Raw genomic sequence first — 15,401 nt, 5'->3', positions numbered from 1 at the left:
TTATTCCTCAAACTTAAGCAGGTAAATGATTTTCGACTTGGGATAATCCAATTTTTACTTTGGTTTTTGCGACGATTTCAGACTCATCACTGTCATTTGGATGAAAATTAAAGCGGTAATAATCTAAAAATTTAGGGATAAAAACTTTATATTTCTCTCTGCCATGTTGTGCAAATTTACGCCATGATTTTAGATTTAATAGTTGTTGATCACGTTTCAAAAGTACCACTTGATATACTGTCGACATAACGGTAATCATGGCTAAACTAAAAGTGAAAATCGCAACGCGCGGGATATAAGCACCCAATCCTTTGCCATATAAATATTCATACATATCATAGGCAACTGCTTTATGCTCAGTTTCCTCAACGCTATGCCATAACCATAAATTACGAATGGTTTCATCAGTCATGAGTTCATTGACATCTTTCATCATTTCTACCACAAGTACAGCGGTATAATGTTCTAAGCCCACCGTAACCAATAAATTCCATTTTTTGGGAAAGGTTCGTTCAATCGCTTTCAGGATAATCCCTGTGGTTTTTTCTAATGATTCAGGATCTAAACCATACTGCTGTGCACTACGATGAAATGCATGATGTTCTTTGGAATGCATGGCTTCCTGACCAATGAATGCTCCAATATCACGATCTAACTGTTCATTATTTTTGATTCGATCTCGTAAGGCACGAACTGATCGCACAAAATAAGACTCCCCTTCTGGAAACAGTGTAGACAAGCCCGTGAAATAATGGGTAAACGCTGGCTCATTATTACACCAATACTTCGGCATATCCTGAAACTTATAATCCATACGACGTACTGGGAATGATGCAGGTGTTTTTTGCTTTGATTTTTCTTTCAACACTGACATAGACATAACTCACCTCAAGAATTCATCTTAAAATAGTAAGTTCTAAAAAGGAACTTATGCAAACAAAATAACTATGCTAAAATAGCTTGTCAATAAAGTAGATATGATGGTGGCTAAAGTTGTCCTAAAATGACAGCTTGCTTCCTCTAAAGACAAACCGATGGTGTAAGCAATGAAATGGCATGAACTCGGCGAAATGAACTGTCCAATTGCAAGGACATTATCCATTTTTGGTGATCGTTGGACCTTGTTAATTATTCGTAATGCATTTATGGCAACACGACGTTTTGATGACTTCCAAAAACAGTTGGGTATCACGCGCCACTTGCTTACCGAGCGTATTAACCGCTTGGTTGAAAACAAGATTTTTGAAAAAGTGCTTTATCACGAAGCTCCCAAACGCTATGAATACAAACTGACAGAAAAAGGGTTAGCACTTTATCCCATCATTGTCTCGATGAGTGTTTGGGGGAATTTATGGCAGAATGAAGATAAACAGTTCCCAGAACTTCGCTACTTACACAAAAGTTGTGGCAATGTCATTCAACCAACGCTGAGCTGTAATTGTTGCGGTCAAAAATTAGATGCTCGTTTGATGTCACCTGTTTATTTTACTGAAAATATTTCATAGTCTATATTCAAGTTTTAGCTGTTTATTTAAATGCCCATACTGCTTAATTTAAAAGCTCTCAATCCAATACGATTAAAAAGAATTGCAGTATTCACAAGAACTTTACAACAGAAAAACTATATTTAAATTTTTAAGCGTGAAAGCTTATGCGCTACGGTTTAATTTTAGGTGATCAACTCTCGGAAGAGATCGCCACATTAAAAACACTTGATAAACATGAAGATGTGATTTTAATGGCAGAACTGGTTGAAGAAACCACCTCCGTAAAACATCATCCTCAGAAAATTGCACTCATTTTTAGTGCAATGCGGCATTTTGCCAAACATCTTAAACAACAAGGATGGACTGTTCGTTATCAAGTTTTTGACCGTTCAAAAACAACAAACAATTTTCTTCAATTTATTAAATATCAACTAGCTAAACAAGATGCAAAAGTTTTAGTTATAACCGAATGTGGAGAATACCGCTTACAATATCAAATCGAAAATAGTTGGGAAAAAGAACTCAACATTCCCATACAAATCCTTATAGACGATCGTTTCTTCTCTTCGATTCAAGCTTTTAAACAATGGAGTTCAACTACCAAAGTCCTACGGATGGAGTTTTTCTACCGAAAGTTAAGACAACAAACAGGCTATTTGATGCAGGCGGATAAACCAATTGGAGGAAAATGGAATTTTGATAGTGATAATCGTCAAAGGTGGAATGGAAATCCCTCTATCCCTCCTACTTTGGATTTTACTCATGACCAGATTGATTTAGATGTGATCGCTTTAGTTAAAGCAGAGTTTCAAGATCATATTGGTCAAATTGATCATTTCAACTGGGCAACTACACGCCAGCAGGCTCTTCAAGCCCTTAATCATTTTATCCAACATCAATTAGTCCATTTTGGTCAATATCAAGATGCTATGGTCAACCAACAAGATTATATGTTCCATAGCCTCCTTTCTCCCTACCTAAACTGTGGATTACTGTCGCCCAAAGAAGTTTGTGATGCTGCTGAATTAGCTTATTACAATAACCAAATTCCGTTGAACGCTGCGGAGGGTTTTATTCGACAAATACTAGGTTGGCGTGAATTTATTCGAGGCATTTATTGGCTGTGCATGCCGAATTATCGTGATCTCAATAAATTAAATGCTGAAAGAGACTTGCCCAGCTATTTTTGGACTGCTGAAACAAAAATGCAATGTATGCATGAATGTTTAAGAAACTCTTTGGAAAATGCTTATGCTCACCATATTCAACGCTTGATGGTGATTGGTAATTTCACATTACTGAATGGCATTTCACCCAAGCAAGTCAATGAATGGTATTTAAGTGTCTATGCTGATGCATTTGAATGGGTACAACTTCCGAATACTCATGGAATGGTTTTATTTGCAGATGCTGGTCTTGTTGCAAGTAAACCTTATGCAGCATCAGGTAATTACATTCATAAAATGTCTAATTACTGTCAACACTGCCATTACAATGTAAAAACCAAAACTGACCATGATAGTTGCCCATTCAACAGTTTATATTGGGACTTTCTACATCGAAATCGAGTCTTTTTTAGTTCAAATCCGCGAATGACAATGATGTATAAACAGTGGGATAAACTAGAATTATCTGAACAAAATCGTATTTTAAAACGTGCCTCCCATCTTCAAAATCAGATCGAAGAACTCTAAAAATGCATAAAAAATACATTTACCCGAGAAAGTTTGTCTAAATTGCCACCTTACATTTTCTTGGCGTAAAAAATGGGAACGATGTTGGAATGAAGTTCAATATTGCTCTAAAAAATGTAAGTCACAAGCTAAAACTAATAGTAAAAATCAGGCATCCAACTGAGATACCTGATTAAATGTCAAAAGCTTATGGTGTCCGATGAGGAGTTTTGATGAGCTTAGATAAGTCGTAACCTTGTTGTTTAGCTGTTTCAAGGTATGAGTTATAGGTAGCGTCATCAATTGTTGGTGTCTTAGAAAGAAGCCATAAATATTTCGTCGATGGCCCGCCTACCAATGCAACTTTATATTCAGGATCTACTCGTAAAACCCAATAATCGCCTTTCGTAAATGGCAGCCAACGTAAGCCTTTAGGTAAAAAACTAACTTTCAATTTACTATTCCCACTATTAGCAGGATAAGCCACACCTTGTGAACTATCCATTTGCCCTGTTTTAGTTCTACAGCTATTTAAGACCCCGATGGTTTTATCAGGATTAAGCGTATACACAGCAGTCGTATCACTTAGACAGTGTCGTTGAAAGTACATTGGTAAATGAGCGATCTCGTACCATTTTCCAGCATATTGGTTCACATCAATTTTATCGACAGCAGAGGGTTTTTCAGCATTTGCTTGCATTGGTATTACAACAGCAGTCATTGCAGCAGACAATATTGTCATGCCAAATAAAGTTTTAGCTTTCATTTTATCCTCTTGATTTTATCAAAATTAACTAAACAATTTATAAAGATAAAACCGTGAATAAAATGTGAGATTTACTCTTTATTACATTTAAAAACAATTATTTAACAACATCAATATTCAGTAAAAATACAGATATTTAACTGTCTAATATTCATCGATTGCGCTCAAATGAAAATTCATATTATTTCATTTAAACAATCTAAGACATTTCTTGGTAGGTTTTTGGTAGGTAGGAAAAATTTTTAAGCCTTGCATACTGAGCTTACAGTGATGAGATCACTGAATAACAAACAATGGAATATGGAAGAAGGAATCGCTCCATGGCTTTTAAAAATATTGCAGATCAAACTAACGGTTTTTACATCCCTTGTGTATCTCTCTTCGGGCCAGGCTGTGCAAAAGAAATTGGCACAAAGGCACAAAATCTCGGTGCAAAAAAAGCGCTGATTGTAACTGACCAAGGCTTATTCAAATTTGGCGTTGCAGACACCATTGCACAATATTTAAAAGATGCAGGCGTTGAAAGCCACATCTTCCCCGGTGCAGAACCAAATCCAACTGACATCAATGTACATAATGGCGTACAAGCCTACAATGACAATGACTGTGACTTTATTGTCTCTTTAGGTGGTGGCTCATCACACGATTGTGCAAAAGGGATTGGACTCGTCACGGCCGGCGGTGGTCATATCCGTGACTATGAAGGTATTGATAAAAGTACAGTACCAATGACCCCACTCATTGCGATTAATACCACTGCGGGTACTGCATCAGAAATGACACGCTTCTGTATCATTACCAATACCGATACCCACGTAAAAATGGCAATTGTTGACTGGCGCTGCACACCATTGATTGCAATCGATGACCCTAAACTCATGGTTGCAAAGCCAGCAGGTTTAACCGCTGCAACGGGAATGGATGCACTTACACATGCTGTTGAAGCTTATGTATCGACTGCAGCAAACCCAATCACCGATGCCTGTGCAGAAAAAGCCATTACCATGATTAGCCAATGGTTACGCCCTGCGGTTGCAAATGGTGAAAATATTGAAGCACGTGATGCAATGAGCTATGCACAATACCTCGCAGGTATGGCATTCAACAATGCATCTCTAGGTTATGTCCATGCCATGGCTCATCAATTAGGCGGATTCTATAATCTCCCACATGGTGTATGTAATGCGGTATTGCTCCCTCATGTATGTGAGTTCAATCTAATTTCTTGCCAAGATCGTTATGCAAAAATTGCTGAACTTATGGGTGTAAATACTGAAGGGCTTACAGAAACTGAAGCTGCTTACGCCGCAATTGATGCAATTCGTGAACTGTCATCTTCTATCGATATTCCATCAGGTTTAACTGAACTTGGCGTAAAAACAGAAGATCTTGCAATCATGGCTGAAAATGCTCAAAAAGATGCCTGTATGCTGACTAACCCTCGCAAAGCAACTCATGCCCAAGTTGTTGAAATTTTTAAAGCAGCATTGTAATCCACGCTTTTCCCGAGAAGTAAGCTGAATCTCTCCGACCGTTAGCTTACTTAATTTTAGGAATACCCCTCAAAAGGTATTCCCTTTTTTTATTTCATTCAGCTTCTCAATATCCAAAATCTAATCAAATTTCAACGATCTTGTGAACCATTTTTTCTAAATTAACCGTGTCTTTGATAAGGTCAAACGCTGCTATATTGTTTAAAAGTTATGAACTAAATTAAGTCAACCATATTGTTTTACGATTTGATTAGATGACATGTCTTTAGACAAATTTTTGTATTGCGAGCTAAATGACATCCCAAAAGATATCATCCATTGTTATTGAATAATAAAACAAAATTTTATTTTTTAGATCCGCTGTAGTTATGACATATCTCTGAATTTGCTCAGCGATTGATGAGCAGGATGATCTAAAGGTAACAATTCAATTAATCTTTCAACGGCATCAATTGCTTCAGGAAAATGAGCAACATGTTTCAGTAATACATCGATTTCTTTGGTTTTAAAAATCATATCGCTGAGACGTGATTCAAGACAATCTCGCCATGAGCATAGGAAAGGACTTTCTGTTTTTGATAAGAAGATACCCTTATACAATTGTAATGCTGAGGCGATATAACCTGAATCAAGTGCTTGTTCCACATACAAAAAATCAGCTTCTACATTTGCCAGTAAGCGATAAGGTCTTGAGCCTAGCATTCCGCCCAAAATATCACGTAACTGTGACATCTCAGCCTTTAACGTTCCAACACTGACTTTACGCTCACCATAAAGCGCTTGATGTAAATTTTCTAAATTTAAACCATTCGGACAGAGCGCTAAAATTGCCAAAATTTCAATTTGACGCGGCGTTAAAACCAAAGATTTATTATTAAACATCACTTGCGGTGAAGCAAAAGCACGGATATATAAACGCTGACGTTGCTGTTCAATCAGAGCAGTTTGAATAATAGATGCACAACGTTCAGCAGCTAATACACCGAGCGTATTGTGATTTTTCCAAGTTGTAGATAAATCCACGACACCTAACACTTGTTTGGAGTAGGGATCAATCACTGGCGCTGCATAACAAACCCAGTCATGTACTGACTCCATATAATGCTCATTTGAAAACACGCAACTAGATTGTTGAGTCTTTAAAGACAGAGCTAAGGCATTCGTGCCGACCTCTTCTTCTGCCCACTGACCGCCTGCAATAAAATGTACCTTTTCAGCCGCGCTTTGCATCTGCGTGCTCGATGCGGTCCAAATAATTGTACTCCCAACATCTCCAACGGCGATGACCATGGATGACTGGGCGGCAATATGACTGAGATCATTTGAGCACGCTTCTAAGGCTAAATCTAAAGTCGTTTTTGCTTTCTTATGTTGTGCCAATAAAGGTGCAGCCAAGCGCTCTTTTGGAATAGCAGAAGATGCTGAGCGTTGCCAAGAACTGGCAATACTTTGTCCTAACATTTCAGCACTTTGCGGCGACAAACTATTGTGTCGTTTCAGTTGATCAATTGATGTTCGTTGTTGTAATAGGTCTCGTTTTGTAAACATTTGTGTATCCCTTACTAATGACCACGGTTTCCAACCTTTCTCCAACCTTCCCAGCTATATCCTAATCAAATAGCGTACAAAAGTACCTTATACCAAAGCTGTAGATGCTTAACAGATCAATTATAAGCAAAGGAATATATATATGCGTTATGTCGATCCTAATCAACCTGATTCAAAGGTTCAATTCAAAGCTCAATACGAGAACTTTATTGGCGGTCAATGGGTAGCACCTATTAAAGGAGAATACTTCGATAATGTCTCACCTGTCGATGGCAAAGTATTTACAAAAATACCGCGTTCGTCAGCTGAAGATATCGAACTCGCATTAGATGCAGCACACAAAGCCAAAGCTGAGTGGAATAAAAGCTCTCCGACAGTACGTTCAAATATTTTACTTAAAATCGCTGATAGACTAGAACAAAATCTAGAATATCTTGCCGTTGCAGAAACTTGGGATAATGGTAAGCCTGTTCGAGAAACACTTGCTGCCGATATTCCATTGGCAATTGACCACTTCCGCTATTTTGCTGGTTGTATCCGTGCACAAGAAGGTGGCATTTCAGAAATCGATGAAGATACGATTGCTTACCATTTCCACGAACCTTTAGGTGTCGTTGGACAAATTATTCCATGGAACTTCCCAATTCTCATGGCTGCATGGAAACTTGCTCCTGCATTAGCAGCAGGTAACTGCATCGTATTAAAACCAGCAGAACAAACACCTGTAGGCATTCTACTCGTTTTAGAGTTAATCCAAGATATTTTACCTGCTGGTGTATTAAACGTTGTGAATGGCTATGGTGCCGAAGTAGGTCGTCCACTTGCCACTAGTCCTCGTATTGCCAAAATTGCATTTACAGGTTCAACCCAAGTTGGACAGTTGATCATGCAATATGCAACTGAGAATATTATTCCAGTCACTTTAGAACTCGGTGGAAAATCTCCAAATATTTTCTTTGAAGATGTTATGGATCAAGAAGATGATTTTCTTGATAAAGCACTTGAAGGCTTTGCAATGTTCGCACTCAATCAAGGCGAAGTTTGTACTTGTCCATCTCGCGCATTAGTTCAAGAAAGTATTGCGGATAAGTTCTTAGAAAAAGCCATTGAGCGTGTGAAACGTATTAAAGTAGGTCACCCACTTGATACTGAAACAATGGTTGGTGCTCAAGCTTCACTAGAACAACAGGAAAAAATCCTACGTTGCATTAACACGGGTCGAGAAGAAGGTGCTGAACTTCTTACAGGTGGTGGTGCTAGACAAGAAGTAGGTGAAGGTTTCTATATCGAGCCAACTGTCTTCAAAGGACACAATGCCATGCAGATCTTCCAAGAAGAAATTTTTGGACCAGTTCTATCTGTAACAACTTTCAAAGATTTTGATGAAGCCATCAAAATCGCAAATGACACCATCTATGGTTTAGGTGCTGGCGTTTGGGCTCGTTCTGCACATACTTCATACCGCGCTGGTCGAGCAGTTGAAGCTGGACGTGTTTGGACAAACTGTTACCACATCTATCCTGCTCATGCTGCTTTTGGTGGTTATAAAAAATCAGGCGTTGGTCGTGAAAACCACAGAATGATGTTAGATCACTATCAACAAACCAAGAATTTATTGGTGAGTTATTCAACTAAACCTGCTGGTTTCTTCTAAAACACGAAGAGCGATATTGCCCTATAAGTAAATATCCCAAATCAAATAAAAAGAGCAAGTGCTACGGTACTTGCTCTTTTTTTACCATCTCTATTTGAAGTTTTTTTAAAATTATATAAACAGCCAAATGATCATTTCCTAAAGTAAAAAAGACGAATCGCAACTCAAAGATTCTGAGTATAGATTCGTCTTTTATGAAAAATTAAGTTATACAGTTAAGCTTTGTTTTTATAAAAGATATTGTAGCTTGCATAGCATGCGATAATAAATAGAACACAGCAGACAAAACCAACTTGCATTGACGGATCTGCTACCATACTAATACAGGTAATGACACAGAATGCCCCACCTAAAATTGGTGTCAACGGAAACAACGGCGCAGCAAATTTAAGATCTTTTACCGTTTTTCCAGACTTGATCCATTGTCTACGGAAATTAAATTGGCTCACACAAATTGAGATCCAAACCACAACCATAGTAAAAGCGGCAACACCCAATAAATTTTTGAAAATGGTTTCAGGCGCAAATTGTTCAGATAATAAACCAGGAATTGCACCAAACATGGTGACAATAATGGCAATAATTGGCGTACCTGAACGTGTCAATTTTGCAAAAACTTTAGGGAGTTGATTCTGCGTTGACAATGACCACATCATTCGAGAAGCAGCAAATAAGCCAGAGTTGGCAGCCGATAATAGTGCAGTAATAATCACGAAACGAATAATATCTTCCGCATATGGAATACCGATGTAATTAAATACAGTTACAAACGGACTATTACTTACGCCACTCGCGTTAAGTCCAGCCATTTCATAAGGTAAAAGTGCACAAATCACCACGATCGTACCCACAAAGAAAATCAACAACCGCCAAATCGCAGCATTGATTGCTTTCGGTACTGTTTTCGCAGGTTCTTCAGCTTCGCCAGCGGCAACCCCAATCAATTCTGTACCAGAGAATGCAAAATTCACAATCAACATGGTCGCAAAAATTGGGTAAATACCATTTGGAAACCAACCATGTTCGGTCAATTTACTAAACAGCGGTGCTGATTCATGTCCATGGTAAGGAATGAAACCGAAAATCGCAGCTAAACCCAATGCAATAAAACAAATAATGGTAAGCACTTTAACCAAAGACAGCCAAAATTCCGACTCAGCAAATAACCGAGTGGAACTCACATTCAGCGTAAAGACCAGTGCCGCAAACAATAAAGTCCATGTCCACATGGATATGGAAGGAAACCACTCTTGCATGAGTAAAGCTGCAGCTGTGAACTCCGTACCTAATGTTGCTGTCCAAGTTAACCAATACAACCAAGTGATCATATAGCCTGTACCTGGTCCAATATAGGTTCTGGCATATTCACCAAATGAACCTGAAACAGGCATCTGTACTGCTAGTTCGCCTAAACACAGCATCACCATGTAGGCAATCACACCGCCTAAAAAATAAGAGAGAATTGCACCAATGGGGCCTGCCTGAGAAATGACATCACCTGAGCCTAAAAATAGCCCCGTGCCAATTGCACCGCCCAATGAAATCATCACCAAATGACGTTTCGTCATAGCACGTTTCAAGGGCTTACCCACTTCTCCTGATAGTGACATACTTGATTGGCTGGATGTGTCTTGCTGGGGCACATATTGCTCACTCAGGCATTCCCCGGATAGAAATGACTTTTCATTATTGTTACTCATACACGATCACTCCAACTATCTTTTTATGACAACCTGTCCTTGCTTTCCACTTCATAAAAATGAATATCCAATGGATATTTTTTCCGATCTTTTGTTTTCTACTGAACATCCATATTCAAACTCCGTTTCAGTTCATTCCTTGTTTACATCTCATATAACCGTTCGATGTATCCTATTTAATTTCCTTTAAAATCAATCCTGCCCGTAGTCCTGTTTTTACATTGGGGTTCGGAAATAAGATCCAGACTTGCTGATCATTTGCAACATAATTGCTCACTTGCTGAGTTGCGATCACTTCACCTTTCTGAAAAGTAGAGAAATTCGGTGCATCGGCATTGAGTTGCAGTTGAAAATCATCACTCTGTTTTAATATTGAATCGATGACCTTAAATTGGCGAATCGTGTGCTTTGCTCGAACAGGCAATATCTGTTCTGCAAGAACTGCACGCAACATTTGGTCTGTACTCGCAAATTCAGATAAATCATTTTGACCAAAAGGCTTAGCTTTGCCTAACTCCAAGGTACTACTCGCCGCCTGAAAACGTTCAGCAGTAAAATGAGTAAAGGTTTTTCCAACCGCATTGTGATAGACCAAAGCATCGAGATCCGCAGCATTTAAGCTTTGAATCAGGAAGTCATCATAGGGCTGTGTTTGATAGGGAAATAATGCAAATACAGGCAGTAATGATGCACGAATTGCAGTGTGCAGATCATAATGATAGCGCTGTGCTTCAGACTGACTTTGCTCAAAAAACTCCGAAGTACACTGTTCTAATTGTGCTGCTCGATGCGTTTCATCATCTCGTGCTAACTGCTGATATGCACCACAAAACATTCGGTTCATATCATTTTCAAGATAACGAACACCTTGTCGAATTGCCTTAGGATTACCTAAAACAAAGAGTACACGCACCGCTAATTTTAAATGCTGAGCAAATAGGTCATTAATGATGTGAGACAATAATTCAATCGGTGCTGTTTCATTGCCATGAATTCCAGCAGAAAGCACCATGGTTTTTCTATACGCTGTTTTAGGTGTACATTGTAGTAACCCTTCACCTAGCCATTGCCATGTAAACTCAACTGTTTCACCCTTCATTTGCTCAGGTGCCTGTTGCGCTAAAGTCAACGCGAGTAGATCAACCATGTACTTTCATCCTTAAAAGCCGTTCTTTGCTGTTTTATCTTTGGAAGTGATAAACCGAGCCTAAATTTAAAATCTTAGTGAGTTCATCTAGCGCAGTACGACTCTCAATCAATAGACTTGGATCAGCCAAATCATCCTGTGTTAATTCATCACGGTAATGCTGATCCACCCACTGATTGAGTGTTTTGAACAAAGCATCATTCATAAACAAGTTTGGGTTGACTGCATTCAGCTCAGCTTCGTTTACAGCAACACGTAGTCTTAAACATGCAGGTCCGCCGCCATTCCGCATACTTTCACGCAGATCAAATACTTTAATGTCGTCAATTGGTGTTCCCATTTGAATCATGTCATTCAAGTAACTCCAAACGGCTGAGTTCTGACGAGATTCTTCTGGTACAACAATGCTCATGCCACCATCAGCACGGGTTAAAATTTGACTGTTGAATAAATAAGTTGAAACTGCATCTTCAACCTTCACTCGACTTTCAGGGACTTCAATCGAGATAAAATCTTGCTCAATTTCGGCCATCTTGTGACGAATTTCATCTAAGGCAGCAGATTGATTTAAAAATGCATGTTGGTGATGGAACAACACCTGTTGGTTACTGACGGCGATCACATCATTATGAAATACGCCTTGATCAATCACGTCAGGATTTTGCTGAATAAATACAGTACGCTTTGCATCTAACCGATGTAAACGCGCAATCGCTTCACTCGCCTCACGTGTTTGACGTGCAGGGAATTTTTGCGGTGCAACCGTACCACCAAGTTGTTGTTGACCATAAACAAAAACTTGCACGCCAGCCTGATCATAAGCACCGCCTAGACGATTATGATTAGCTGCACCTTCATCACCAAATAATGCAGCTTCTGGTAATGCTTCATGATGCGCGAAATATACATCATTCTTGAACATCGCTTGAAGAATACGAGTCGTTGTATGATGCTCAATTGATCGATGGAACTTATTATTTAGGTTTGCAGCAGTAAAATGCATCCGCCCGTCAGCACTGTCAGCCGATGGTGATACCGTACACGAGTTCGCGGTCCACATCGATGACGCTGAACTCAATGATGATAACAACGCAGGTGCCGTACGCATGGCTTGAGCAATCACATCAATATCACTACCCGTAAAGCCTAAACGACGCAGTGTTGGTACATGCGGACGCTCTTGTGGTGCAAACACGCCTTGTTTGAGTCCTAAGTCTGCAAGGGCTTTCATTTTCTTCAAGCCTTGTTTTGCCGCAAGCTTAGGATTTGATGCGTTATTACGGTTTTTAGTTGAAGCCACATTACCAAATGATAAGCCCGCATAATGATGCGTCGGACCAACTAAACCATCAAAATTGATTTCATAACCAGACATTTTATTCTCCATGTGTCCCGATGCGATCCGTCTTAGAGCACAATGCCCGGTGATAATTTTGCAGGAAGCGTCACGTTATCACTTTCCAATGATGCCATTGGCCAAGCACTATAATCTGCTGCATAAAAGGCACTCGCTCGGTGATTACCAGAAGCGCCTACTCCACCAAACGGTGCTGCACTTGAAGCACCAGTCAATGGTTTATTCCAATTCACAATACCCGCACGTGCTTCAACCAACACACGATCAAATAAATCTCGATCAGGTGAAACCAAACCAACCGCCAAACCAAATCGAGTGTTATTGGCGATGCTTAATGCTTCATCAAAAGTGTTGTAGCGATAAATCGTCGTCAATGGACCGAAGTATTCATCATCAGGAATACCATCGACCTGTGTTAAATCTAAAATACCTGCGGTCAACAATGAACTGTCTGCTTGTGGACGTGTCATTTCTAATAATGGTTTTGCGCCTAAAGCGATCAGTTTAGTTTGTGCTATTAACATTTGTTCAGCAGCATGAGAAGAAATCACACCACCCATAAATGGTTGTGGTTCAGCATTCCACTCACCAACAACTAGATTCTTCGCTACTTCCACAAAACGTTGAATGAAGGCATCACCATTTGCACCCTGCTTAACAATGATTCGGCGTGCACAAGTACAACGTTGTCCTGCCGAAACAAAAGCCGATTGAATGGCTAAATTCACCACAGCATCAATATCAGTTGCTTCGTCAATGATGAGGGCATTATTGCCACCCATTTCCAAAGCAAGGATTTTTTCAGGCGCGCCCGCCATTTGCTTATGCAAGTGATAGCCTGTATTGGCACTGCCTGTGAACAACAAACCGTCAATTTGTTCAGCCGCAGCAAGTGCCTCACCTGTACTACGCCCACCTTGTACGATATTCAATACGCCATTCGGCAAACCTGCTTGCTGCCATAACTTTGCCGTTTCTTCCGCAGTCCAAGGGGTAAGTTCACTTGGTTTAAACACTACGGTATTGCCTGCAATCAATGCAGGAACAATATGACCATTTGGCAAATGACCTGGGAAGTTATATGGACCAAATACAGCCAAAACACCATGTGGACGATGACGTAGTGAAGCAATACCATCTGGCATTCTAGTTTCACTGAAACCCGTACGTTGATCATAAGCACGAATTGAAATCGCGACTTTACCAACCATCGATTGCACTTCGGTCAATGTTTCCCAAAGTGGTTTACTGGTTTCTTGACTAATGACTTGAGCCAATTCATTTTTATTCTGCTCAAGTAGACTCGCAAAACGTTCAATAATTGCGATACGATCTTCTAATGGCATACGTGCCCAAGCAGGAAATGCCTGACGAGCAGCGAGACATGCCTGCTCAACATCAGCTTGGCTGGCTTCATGACCTGCCCAAATTTGCTGATTGTTAACAGGGTTGGTTTTACTGAATGCGGTTCCTTGTCCTTGGATCCAAGCACCATCAATTAATAATGCACCTTGTGACATTAGTTCTTCTCCATTTTTTCTAATGCTAAAACGCGTACTTGATCGTGTTCAGCAATATTCAGTGCTTGTGCTTGTGCTGCTGTCATCTGCAAAGTGTCACTTTCAGTGATTTTGTTATTGATCAACAACACGCAATAATCTTGGTATTGGTCGTTCGCAACCAAAAAATGTGTTTCTGTCGTTTCAACTTGCTCAGTGATTTTAACGTTGAGCAAACGACTCTCTTTGACTGCACGTAGTTCAGGGATATTGGCTTCCAGTGTTGGTCCTGCATCAAAAATATCCACATAACCCTGATATTTAAGCCCTTCTGACATCAGCACTTTTGCCGCAGCCAATGTGTGTGGATGTACTTCAGCAATCACAGCACGCGCCTCTGAGGTCAGCAAATCAACGTAGACTGGAAATCTCGGCATGAGTTCTGCGATAAACGCTTTTTGTCCTACACCACTTAAATAATCCGCAGCTGCAAAATCCATATTGAAAAATAGATAACCGAGCGAATCCCAAAATGGCGAATGTCCATTTTGATCTGAAAAACCACGCATCTCAGCAATCAATCTTTCTTCAAAGAAAGAACGGAAGGCAGCAATAAACAGAAAACGTACTTTTGATAAAAACTTACCGTTTTGGTTTTTGCGGTATTCAGGATCAAGGAACAAAGTGCAGAGTTCACTGCAACCAGTATGATCATTACTTAAAAAAAGAGTATCTAAAGTCTTATACACATTTAAGGCTTTAGAGGCATGCACCTGTTTTGCTACACGGAAGTTGTAAAATGGTTCTTTTAAACCAACTGCAACTTCAATCGCACTCACACCCACAATTTTGTGAATACTGGTATCTTCTAAAACAAACAAATAACTTGCCTCACACTTTTCGGTTAAGCCCGCTAAAGTGTGAGTCGTACGTGTAATACGTTCAGCTAAGATTTCTTTGTTTTCTGGTAAGGAGGTCAAGCCAATGCCCGACTCTCCTGCTCTTTGCGCTAAACGATAAATATCATCTAAGTCCCGATGCGCTGCATGTCTAACAATCATCATGGTTAGATGCTCA

13 protein-coding genes are annotated in these 15,401 nt (G+C 39.7%); 5 read left to right on the top strand and 8 right to left on the bottom strand.

The window, feature by feature from the left end:
* Positions 1–13: 13 nt before the first annotated feature.
* Positions 14–880 (bottom strand): metal-dependent hydrolase, encoded by an 867-nt coding sequence (locus IEV17_RS04740; protein ID WP_004661004.1) that lies wholly within the window; start codon positions 878–880, stop codon positions 14–16.
* Between the two features lie 166 nt (positions 881–1,046).
* On the opposite strand from IEV17_RS04740, the gene IEV17_RS04735 reads away from it, so the two are divergent.
* From IEV17_RS04735 to IEV17_RS04725, 3 genes are all read left to right on the top strand, one after another.
* Positions 1,047–1,505 carry a winged helix-turn-helix transcriptional regulator gene (locus IEV17_RS04735; protein ID WP_004661001.1) on the top strand — a complete coding sequence of 153 codons (459 nt, stop codon included), beginning with the start codon at positions 1,047–1,049 and terminating at the stop codon, positions 1,503–1,505.
* Between the two features lie 146 nt (positions 1,506–1,651).
* A complete protein-coding gene (locus IEV17_RS04730; RefSeq protein ID WP_004661000.1) occupies positions 1,652–3,181 on the top strand; it encodes a cryptochrome/photolyase family protein in 1,530 nt (509 codons plus the stop codon).
* A 13-nt stretch (positions 3,182–3,194) separates the two neighbouring features.
* Positions 3,195–3,344, top strand: a complete 150-nt coding sequence (locus IEV17_RS04725) for a DUF2256 domain-containing protein (RefSeq protein WP_081399792.1) — start codon at positions 3,195–3,197, stop codon at positions 3,342–3,344.
* 24 nt (positions 3,345–3,368) lie between these two features.
* Here IEV17_RS04725 and IEV17_RS04720 read toward each other — a convergent pair whose 3' ends face one another.
* Positions 3,369–3,926, bottom strand: coding sequence for a lipocalin family protein (locus IEV17_RS04720; RefSeq protein ID WP_004660998.1), 558 nt, complete (start codon positions 3,924–3,926; stop codon positions 3,369–3,371).
* Positions 3,927–4,246: 320 nt separating this feature from the next.
* On the opposite strand from IEV17_RS04720, the gene mdh reads away from it, so the two are divergent.
* Positions 4,247–5,419 (top strand): iron-dependent methanol dehydrogenase, encoded by a 1,173-nt coding sequence (mdh, locus tag IEV17_RS04715; protein ID WP_004660995.1) that lies wholly within the window; start codon positions 4,247–4,249, stop codon positions 5,417–5,419.
* A gap of 366 nt (positions 5,420–5,785) precedes the next feature.
* Here the strand turns inward: mdh and IEV17_RS04710 are convergent, their stop codons facing one another.
* Positions 5,786–6,967, bottom strand: coding sequence for a hypothetical protein (locus IEV17_RS04710; protein WP_004660993.1), 1,182 nt, complete (start codon positions 6,965–6,967; stop codon positions 5,786–5,788).
* 142 nt (positions 6,968–7,109) lie between these two features.
* On the opposite strand from IEV17_RS04710, the gene exaC reads away from it, so the two are divergent.
* Positions 7,110–8,621, top strand: a complete 1,512-nt coding sequence (gene exaC, locus IEV17_RS04705; RefSeq protein WP_004660991.1) for an acetaldehyde dehydrogenase ExaC — start codon at positions 7,110–7,112, stop codon at positions 8,619–8,621.
* 215 nt (positions 8,622–8,836) lie between these two features.
* Here the strand turns inward: exaC and IEV17_RS04700 are convergent, their stop codons facing one another.
* The 5 genes from IEV17_RS04700 to astA all read right to left on the bottom strand — a co-directional run bounded on the left by IEV17_RS04700 (position 8,837) and on the right by astA (position 15,388).
* Positions 8,837–10,231, bottom strand: a complete 1,395-nt coding sequence (locus IEV17_RS04700; RefSeq protein WP_161794026.1) for an amino acid permease — start codon at positions 10,229–10,231, stop codon at positions 8,837–8,839.
* 262 nt (positions 10,232–10,493) lie between these two features.
* Positions 10,494–11,468: a succinylglutamate desuccinylase gene (astE, locus tag IEV17_RS04695; RefSeq protein ID WP_004660987.1), complete on the bottom strand. Its 975-nt coding sequence runs from the start codon at positions 11,466–11,468 to the stop codon at positions 10,494–10,496.
* A 34-nt stretch (positions 11,469–11,502) separates the two neighbouring features.
* On the bottom strand, positions 11,503–12,843 hold the full coding sequence (astB, locus tag IEV17_RS04690; RefSeq protein ID WP_004660985.1) for an N-succinylarginine dihydrolase: 1,341 nt from the start codon (positions 12,841–12,843) through the stop codon (positions 11,503–11,505).
* 32 nt (positions 12,844–12,875) lie between these two features.
* Positions 12,876–14,345 carry a succinylglutamate-semialdehyde dehydrogenase gene (astD, locus tag IEV17_RS04685; protein WP_004660983.1) on the bottom strand — a complete coding sequence of 490 codons (1,470 nt, stop codon included), beginning with the start codon at positions 14,343–14,345 and terminating at the stop codon, positions 12,876–12,878.
* Positions 14,345–15,388, bottom strand: coding sequence for an arginine N-succinyltransferase (gene astA, locus IEV17_RS04680; protein ID WP_004660982.1), 1,044 nt, complete (start codon positions 15,386–15,388; stop codon positions 14,345–14,347). Before astA ends, astD begins: the two co-directional genes overlap by 1 nt.
* Positions 15,389–15,401: the final 13 nt, after the last annotated feature.

Origin of the sequence: Acinetobacter modestus, from assembly GCF_014636095.1 — a bacterium.
Lineage (GTDB): Bacteria > Pseudomonadota > Gammaproteobacteria > Pseudomonadales > Moraxellaceae > Acinetobacter > Acinetobacter modestus.
Note: the sequence above shows the minus strand (reverse complement) of the source record. Positions and strands in the feature narration are given on the sequence as shown.